Origin of the sequence: Streptomyces sp. NPDC057474 (assembly GCF_042802555.1) — a bacterium.
In the GTDB taxonomy this organism is placed as follows: domain Bacteria; phylum Actinomycetota; class Actinomycetes; order Streptomycetales; family Streptomycetaceae; genus Streptomyces.
On sequence record NZ_JBHVDX010000316.1, the window covers coordinates 1 to 8,859 of the forward strand.

The window sequence follows — 8,859 nt, forward strand, 5'->3', positions numbered from 1 at the left end:
GGGGAGGGTCAGGAAACGGCGGGTGCGCTGGTGGCGCCTTCCGCAGCGCCGTCGCGGACCGCCGCCGCCTCCTTCCTGCGCAGGACGGCGGGAGCCGTCTCCTGCAGCCCGAGGGCGAGCAGGACGACCAGCCCGGCGCCCGCGGCCGAGATGTACATGGCTGTCTGGAGCCCCCACTGGTCGGAGGCCCATCCGGCGATCACGGGAGCAAGGAAACCGCCGGCCAGCTCTCCGATGCCCATGACCAGGCCGAGGGCGGTCGCCAGCGCGCCGCGGGGGACGGTCTCCGCAGGGATGGTCGCCATGAACAGGGTGAAGCAGCCAAGGCCCGTATACGTGAGCACGACGACTGCGCCGAGCACCACAGGGCTGCTCACGTACACCACGGCCAGGGGGCAGAGCGCGGCCATCACCGTGAAGACGATCAGCGTGTTCTTGCGGCCGAACCGGTCCGAGATCCCCGGTGTGACGAAGCCCCACACCACCCACGCCACCCCTAGGCAGGTCACGACGCCGCTCATCGTCGCGGGTGAGAAACCCTTGACCGAGGTCATGTAGACAGGCGCGAACGTGATGATGACGAAGAACCATGTCATGTACGCGCAGGCGATCAGCACGCAGAGGATGATGTTGCGCTGCCGGAGGATGCTGCCGATGGTCGGCTTGACCGCGCCATCACCGGGCTCCGCCGCGGGCTCCGTCATCACACGGCCGCCCGGCGGCTCCTCCCGGACCGACCGCCAGATCCACAGGGCGATCAGCAGCCCCGGGACGATGGTGACGACGAAGGCCAGTCGCCAGGTGTACTGCGTGGCGATCCATACCACCGCGAGCGGGCAGAGGATGCCGCCCAGCAGTCCGGCCGACGATCCCTGCAGCAGCCCCATGTTCAGACCGCGCCGGTGCTCCTGGGACGCCTCCACCATCAGGGACTGCGACACCGGCAGTACGGCACCTTCCGCGAGACCCATCAGCGCCCTGGCCGCCAGCAGTGCGCCGAACCCGGCGACCAGTCCGCTCGACGCCGAGAAGCAGGAGAAGAGCACCACCGCGATGATGATCACGGGCTTGCGACGGCCGAGCCGGTCGGACAGGCGTCCGGAGATCATTCCGGACAGGGCCCAGGTCAGGGCGAGGACTCCGGAGAGCGTGCCCAGGGCGGTGTTCGAGAGGGGTATGTCCTCACTGATGAAGGGGACGAGGAAGAGCAGAGCCTGCCGGTCGAAGAAGACGAGGCCGAAGCCCAAGAACAGGATGACGAGCAGCTTGTTCTCGTAGCGGCGCGCGTCGGGAGTGGCGCCGCCGAGCGGAGGGGGCGCGGCGGATCGCTTTCGCAGCATGAATGCCTCATTCATCGGATGTGCGGGGAGCCGGAGAGGCAGGAACAGAGGTGCTGTGGGGACAAGAGACAGCACGGGGCTGTCGACCAGTGGGTGGGTGCCCTTCGGCCTGGGGAAGGCCGCGACGTCAGCCCGTCCGTGTTTAGTGATGGCGCGCGGTGGCTGTGCAACCGTGGGGGATCGTGGTCACGTCGGCTGCCTGGTACGTGCGGATGGTCCCGCCTCAGCAAGACGTGCAGCTCGTCCTGGTGCTGTCGTCCCTGGTCCCTGGTCGCCGGTCAACCGGCCCAGCAGCGCCCGGTGGCCGTCCCACTTCGGGCTCCGCCGCGTGACCCTGTGGCGAAGCGGGGTCCGAGACGGGTGTGGCGAGCATCGGCTCAAGGAGAGACCAGTTCGAGGGCATGGGCCAGCGCCAGCTAGAGGGCGTTGGAGAAGCCGGTCAGCGGAGCATGAGGGCAGGTAGCGGGGTGGTGGGGCACTTTTCAGGGGCTGGGTGGGCGAGCCGTGCGCCCGTTGCTCGACACCTGCGAAGACGGCACTGCCCAACGTAAATAGCGAACTGCAACTGGAGTACCAGATTCGTCCTCAGGGAACTTGGCCCACCTGGAGGTACTTTCATGAAACGACGTACGTTCGTCACCGCGGTATCCGCGTCGCTGATCGCCGCCCAGCTCACCGGTCGTGCGCACGCCGCCGCGCCGGCGGAGGCAGGACGCGGCAGAGGCTACGAGATCGTCGCCCGCTTCTGGGGTGCGATGCCCACGGGGGTCACCGTCTCGCGCCGCGGGCGGGTCTTCGTCAACTTCCCCCGATGGGGCGATGACGTGCCCTTCACCGTCGGTGAGCTCCGTGGTGGGAAACCAGTGGCCTACCCCGACGCCGAGGTGAACCGCGAGGACGCGTCAGACTTGGCCGGACACTTCCAGTCGGTGCAGAGCGTCGTGCTCGACCCCGCCGGCCGGCTCTGGATTCTCGACACCGGAAGCCCATTATTCGCACCCAGCTCCTACGGCGGCCCCAAACTCGTGGCCGTCGACCTGCATACCAACCGGATCATCCAGAAGATCCTCTTTCCCCCGGAGGTCGCGCCGGCCCACAGCTACCTCAACGACGTGCGCTTCGACCTGCGGCGCGGGCCCAAGGGCATGGCGTTCATCACCGACTCGTCCCCACAGGGACCGAACGGCATCGTCGTCGTCGACCTCGCCACGGGCCGATCGTGGAGGCGACTGCATGCCCACCCCTCCGTGCTCCCGGAGAAGAACTTCCTCCCCATCATCGAAGGCGAACCCTTCATGAACCGTCCCGCGAACGGCGAACCCTCCTACTTCCAGGTCGGATCCGACGGCATCGCGATCAGCGCGGACGGCAAACGACTCTTCTACTGCGCGCTGTCGAGCCGCCGCCTCCACAGCGTGGACGTCGACGCCCTTGCCGACCCGGCGGTCCCCGATGCCGAGGTGGCCGTGACGGTCGTGGACCTCGGGCCCAAGCCCATGGCCGACGGCCTGGAGAGCGACGACAAGGGGCGCGTGTACGGCGGCGATCTGGAGCACAACGCCATCTGGCGGAGGAACCCGGACGGCACCATCGAGACCCTCGCGCAGGGGCCCGACCTGATCTGGGTCGACACCCTCTCCATCGCGTCCGACCGCCACGTGTACGCCGTCGCCAACCAGGTCAACCGCCAAGCCGGTCACCATCAGGGCATGGACCTGCGACGCAAGCCCTACCTCCTGGTCCGTACAGCCATCGACGCGGGCCCGGTACTGCTCCGGTAGTCCCCGGCAACGGCGGAAGGGAGGCGGGGGATACCGAGCCCTCGGTGTGCGGGACGAACCTGAGGGCGGCCCACGTCTCCCCCATGGTGAGGCGGCGGCCCCAGGAGCGCGGGAGCGGGCGCGGCCGGTGATCTGCGTCTCGGCGACAGGGTCGCCCTCGACGAGGCGACGACAAGATCGTTGTCCGGCGTACGAGCTTCACGCACGCCAGCTCGCACTCCAGGCAGTTCACCACCCAGAGCTGTGGCACAGTCGCGTGACGCCCGGTTTGTGGCGACCTGTCAGCTCAGGCCGGCCGGACGTCATGCGACTACGCCGAAGCCCTGTCTCGTGGTGCGTCCGGTGTCTGAGCAGGAAACGGCCAAACTCTCTGCCCGCGTCAGCCCTGACCGATCTTCCCTAGGTCCGACGGACGCTCAACCGATCGGAATGTGACGTCTAGGGAGTCCTGGCCGTGCTGGCGGCGAGGGTGCATCGCAAGCTCGACAACGGCGCCAGGCGCCTGCGCGAGGCGGACCGGCATCTGAAGCATCCAGACTCCCACCCTCTGGAAGTACACCTCGATCACCCGGCGGGCGTCCGGACGATCTCCACCGGCGGGGTGCCCGCGGGGTGCGGGTGAGGTGACAGGCGGAGACCCGGCGCGGCCACCTGTCTCCGCCCTGTCCCCCTGCCTGTCCGCGAGCGACGAACCGGGAGCACCCGGCCCGCGTGCCTACAGGTTCCGTCGTCCGTAAGAGGCCGACGGCTACTGCCACATACTCGTGAGACCTCAGCCACAACCCGCCCCTGGGGCCTATGCCCACTGGGTACTGTTTCAGCGGCATAAAGTGCGACTGTGCCCGTTCCGATTTCCTGAGTACCGCACACCGAAGTTGTCTGCTGATGACTTTTCCGTGCCGGTCACGGGGACGGGGCACGGCGACAGGACTCCGCCCCGACGGTCCGCAACGAAGCGTGCTGCCACCGCCGACAGGCGTCCTTGCTATGCCAGGACGCGTGCGCCGTTGGAAGGCTAAAGGAACTTGACCGTCCAGATATCAGAGGTGGGGAATCTGCCCGCCGCCCTGAGCACGTTTGTGGGCAGGCGCCGGGACTTGGCGGAAGTGCGCCGCCGTCTGGGGGCGACGAGGCTGCTGACGCTCACCGGTATGGGCGGGGTGGGCAAGACTCGGCTGGCACTGGAGGTGGCCGCCGCGTCGGCGACGGATTTCGCGGACAGGGTGTGGCTGGTGGATCTGGCGCCGGTGTGGGACCCGTCGTTGGCGGCGAACGCCGTGGCGTCAGCGCTGGGGATGCCGGACCTGGGCACCAGGCCGGTCATCGACCAGCTCGCCGTCTTCCTGGCCCACCGCAGTCCGCTGATCGTGCTGGACAACTGCGAGCACCTCGTCGAGGCCTGCGCCGAGCTGGCACATGCGCTGCTGTCGGCGTCTCCCGGGTTGCGCGTTCTGACGACGAGCCGCCGGACACTGGGAATCGGCGGCGAGCACGTCTTCGCCGTCCGGCCGCTGGCGCCGGACGACGCGGTGGAACTGCTGCGGGACCGGACCACTGCCGTGCGCCCCGAGTTCCGGATCACCGACGGCAACCGCGCGCAGGTCCTCCGGCTGTGCGAGGACCTGGACGGGCTGCCGCTGGCCATCGAACTGGCCGCTTCCCGGCTGCGGACCCTTACCGTCGACGAGGCGGTGAACCGGCTGGAGGACCGCTTCGGGCTGCTCGCGAGCGGCAGCCGAGTCGCCCGGCCGCACCAACGGACGCTACGCGCGCTGATCGACTGGAGTCACGAGCTGTGCACCCTCGCCGAGCGGCTGCTGTGGAACCGGCTGTCGGTGTTCGTCGGCGACTTCGGCCTGGACGCGGCCGAGGCCGTCTGCGCGGGCGACGGCATCGGCCGTGACGAGGTACTCGATCTCCTCGACCGGCTGGTCGTGCAGTCGATCGTCGTGCCCACCGAGCGTGAGGGCCTGCCGCGCTACCAGATGCTGGAGACCATCCGCCAGTACGGGCGGGACCGGCTCGCCGAGTCCGGCCAGGAGCAGCGGATGCTGCAACGGCACCACGCTTTCTACCTGGCCCTCGCCGAGCGCATCGCCGACGGCTGGGCCGGTCCCGGCCAGCAGAAGAGCCTGGCCCGGCTGAGTGCCGAGCATGCCAATCTGCGCGCGGCGCTGGACCGGGGCGGTGACCCGCAGGCCGTGCTGGCGCTGGCCGCCGCGCTGCGCTTCCACTGGTGCGAGGGCGGATTCCTCGGTGAGGGACGCCGCTGGCTCGACCACGCGCTCGCCGCCGCGCCCGAACCGAGCCCGGCCCGGGCCAGGGCGCTGTGGGTCGCCGCCTGGGTGGCGGTGTTGCAGCACGATCACGCTACGGCGTACCGGTGGCTGGACGAGGCCGCGGAGCTGGGGGAGCGGCTGGACGACCCGGTGGTGTGCGCCCACGTCCAGAGCCTGCGCGGCACCTTGGCGTTGTTCAGCGGCCGGATGGCAGAGGCCGTGTCCTTGTTGGAGGAAGCTGCGGCCGCGCACATGGGGACGAGCGAGAAAATCGGGGCGGTCTACGCGCTGATTACGATGGCCACCGCCCAGTCGCACCTCGGGGATCCGCGCACCACACAGACCTGCAGGCAGGCTCTCGCCCTCGCCGAGGCGCACGACGAGCGGCTGGTCCGCGCGCATGCGCAGTGGGCGCTCGGCTACGACGCCTGGAGACGCGGCGACCTGGAGGAGGCCGCGGTGATGCTCCGGTCCGCGCTGGAGAACGAACAGGGCTTCAACGACTACGTCAGGGTCGCCCTGATGTTGGAACAGCTCGCCTGGGTCACCGGCGAGGGCGGTGACCACAAGGGGGCGGGGCGACTGCTGGGTGCCGCGCGTGCCCTGTGGCGGGACACCGACACCAGCATCTCCGCACTCGGACCGCACATGGTCGAGCAGCACGACCGGTGCGAGGAGGAAACCATACGGGTCCTGGGCCCGGCAGCGTACGAGAACGCCCTCGCGGAGGGCGGGCGCCACCGCGGCCCCGACGAGGCCATCGCGTACGCCCTGCACACCGAAGTCGAGCCGACCGCCACACCGACCGCCACGGCATCCGCCCCGAGCCCGCTGACCCCCCGGGAGCAGGAAGTGGCCGCGCTGGTGGCCGAAGGCATGAGCAACCGCCAGATCGCCTCCGCGCTCGGACGCTCCCCGCGCACGGTCCACGGCCACGTCGAGAACATCCTGGCCAAGCTCGGCTTCGCCTCCCGCGCCCGGATCGCGTCCTGGTGGACAGCGAACCAGGCACCCACCCCTAGGACAACCCCGTAGAAATACCCGGGCCGGGGCGGGGCCCGGGGCCCGTACAAGTACCCATGGCCTCGGCGTAGTTCCCTCGCGGAGGCTTTCGGCATGCCACCCGACAGGGCGTGCCCCCTGCACCGGGGGCCTCGGACCCGCGGCGCAGGGGTGCGCCCTCGCCACACGTCGAGGGCAGTCGGCAACCGGATCCGTGACAGGAACGCGCCCGACCGATGTCAGTCACTGTTTCCGTGCCCGTGGCATGCGGCACCGGAAGCGACAGCCGACCAGGCCCGCCAGCAGTGCGTGAGCGGCCCGTGCCGGCATGAAGGTCACCGTCAAGATCGGCAACCGCCACACACCGCAACCCCGAATCAACGGGTTGCTCATCACAAAAAGGAACTCATGTGACGACCCAGATGCAGGGTGGATATTCCCGAAGGTCATTTCTCGCAGCTCTGACGGCCGCCGGTGTAGTGGCCGGCGGTGGCCTGGGCCTGGTGGTTGCCGCAGCCCCCAGCGCCAGCGCCGCGACCGGCGCGGACGTCACCTGGCGGATCACCGGTGAGCCCGCAGACGACAGGCGCGGCTACGCCCGAATGCTCAGGAGCGTCACAACGGCAATCTCCGACCACCAGGTCAGACCACGGGATGGGGGCGTCGCCGTGGGGCACCCCGTCGACGTGACCCAGGGCAGCGGGGGGAACTCGTACGTCACCGTCGATGTGCACGCCGAGGGCGGGCCCGAGTTCATCCGGCTGGTACTGCGCCGGTCGGACGCCTACTTCATGGGCTGGTTCCAGGGCACCGAGGACGGCGGCGGAGCCGTGCAGCTCGGCGACTTCTTCTCGCTGGACCCCGACCTGACGAACGGCCAGGGGGGAGTACCGCAGGGCAGGGCGGCCCTGACCAACGGCCCGGACGACCGGGGCAGCCAAACGAACCGCCGGTACGACACACTCGCCGGATACGACGCCCTGAGGACACAGGGCGCCACCCGCAACGGCATGCTGATCAGTGCCCTCAGCCTCAACGAAGCCGTGCTGAGGCTCCAGCAGGCCGACAGCACTCTCAGCGGCTACGTCAGGGTCGCGGCGTCGGCGATCCTTCAGATGATCGTGGGGGTCTCCGAAGCCATTCGGTTCCGGAACCAGGCGGCTGGGACCATCGAGGCGTTCCGCCAAGGTGTGGCGTACACAGTCCCCCCGCAACACATGGAGCAGCACAACAGCTGGCTACGGATGAGCAGGGCGCTCCTGGACGCAGTTATCAACGGGCTTGACGCACTCTCTCAGACACTGACAGTCGGCGCAGTCGTCTACTACACCGCGGCAGCGCTCGCGAGGGACCTCAACCTTGTCCACCACTCGAGCAGGAACACGTACACCCGCAAGGATGAATTTCTCGAGGGGAGCACGCTGCTCGTCGCGGCCAACGGCACCGGCGACTACTGGACCGTACAGGAGGCGATCAACGCCGTTCCCAACAGCGGCGCGAACACCATCGTCATCGACACGGGCAGCTACCACGAGGTCATCAGCGTCCCGACGGACAAGACCTGGCTGACGATCGACGGCGTCACCAGCAACGCCGCGGATGTCCTCATCCACAACACCAGGGCCCATGGGATGCTCAAGCCCGACGGCACACCGTGGGGCACCCAGGGCAGCGCCGTGGCCACCTTCAGGCCGGCCAACCTGACCGTCAAAAATCTCACGATCCAGAACACGTTCGACCCCGCGGCCCACCCGGAGATCAATCAGTACGAGACCCAGGCCGTCGCGGTGGCCGCCATGGGTGACCGGCAGGTGTACCGCAACGTCCGGATCATCAGCCGTCAGGACACCCTGCTCGCCAAGGGGACCACACCCACGACCCAGGCCCGGCAGTACTTCGTCGACTGCTTGATCAGGGGCACCGTGGACTTCATCTTCGGCAACGCCACCACGGTGATCGACCGGTCCACCATTCACATGCTCGAGTGGCCCGGCGGCACGGTGCTGGCACCCAACACCGACTACAGGAAGAAGTACGGGATCCTCATCACCGACAGCTCGATAAACTCCACCGCGCCAATAAGGTCTATGTACCTCGGCCGACCGTGGCACAACGTTCCGGAGGCCCACCCCCAGGCGGTTGTCCGAAACACCCTGGTGGCCTCGTCCGTAAAGGAACTGCAGCCCTGGACCGACATGACCCCCGACTACCCCTGGTCGCGGGCCCGGTTCAGGGAGTACAAGAACTCCGGTCTCGGAGCCGGTGTCGGCGCGAACGCACCGAAGCTGACCGACGCCGAGGCCGCGGAATACACCGCCCAGAAGTACCTGGCCGGCACCGACGGATGGAACCCGGTCCGCTGACCGCAGCCAAGGCGACGGGCGCACTGCCCACCGGCAGCGACGCTGCCGCCGCGGCGGCGAGGTGAACCACGGCGGGGCCGGGACAGTACGACCG

4 protein-coding genes are annotated in these 8,859 nt (G+C 68.9%); 3 read left to right on the plus strand and 1 reads right to left on the minus strand.

Features of this window, described 5'->3' with window-relative positions; genetic code table 11:
• Positions 1-8 precede the first annotated feature (8 nt).
• Positions 9-1,340, minus strand: coding sequence for an MFS transporter (locus ACFU53_RS44080; RefSeq protein ID WP_384005523.1), 1,332 nt, complete (start codon positions 1,338-1,340; stop codon positions 9-11).
• Between the two features lie 617 nt (positions 1,341-1,957).
• On the opposite strand from ACFU53_RS44080, the gene ACFU53_RS44085 reads away from it, so the two are divergent.
• The 3 genes from ACFU53_RS44085 (at position 1,958) to ACFU53_RS44095 (ending at position 8,765) form a co-directional block, all read left to right on the plus strand.
• Positions 1,958-3,121 (plus strand): L-dopachrome tautomerase-related protein, encoded by a 1,164-nt coding sequence (locus tag ACFU53_RS44085; protein WP_384005525.1) that lies wholly within the window; start codon positions 1,958-1,960, stop codon positions 3,119-3,121.
• Between the two features lie 1,106 nt (positions 3,122-4,227).
• On the plus strand, positions 4,228-6,435 hold the full coding sequence (locus ACFU53_RS44090; protein ID WP_384005529.1) for an ATP-binding protein: 2,208 nt from the start codon (positions 4,228-4,230) through the stop codon (positions 6,433-6,435).
• A gap of 377 nt (positions 6,436-6,812) precedes the next feature.
• A complete protein-coding gene (locus tag ACFU53_RS44095) occupies positions 6,813-8,765 on the plus strand; it encodes a pectinesterase family protein (protein ID WP_384005527.1) in 1,953 nt (650 codons plus the stop codon).
• Positions 8,766-8,859: the final 94 nt, after the last annotated feature.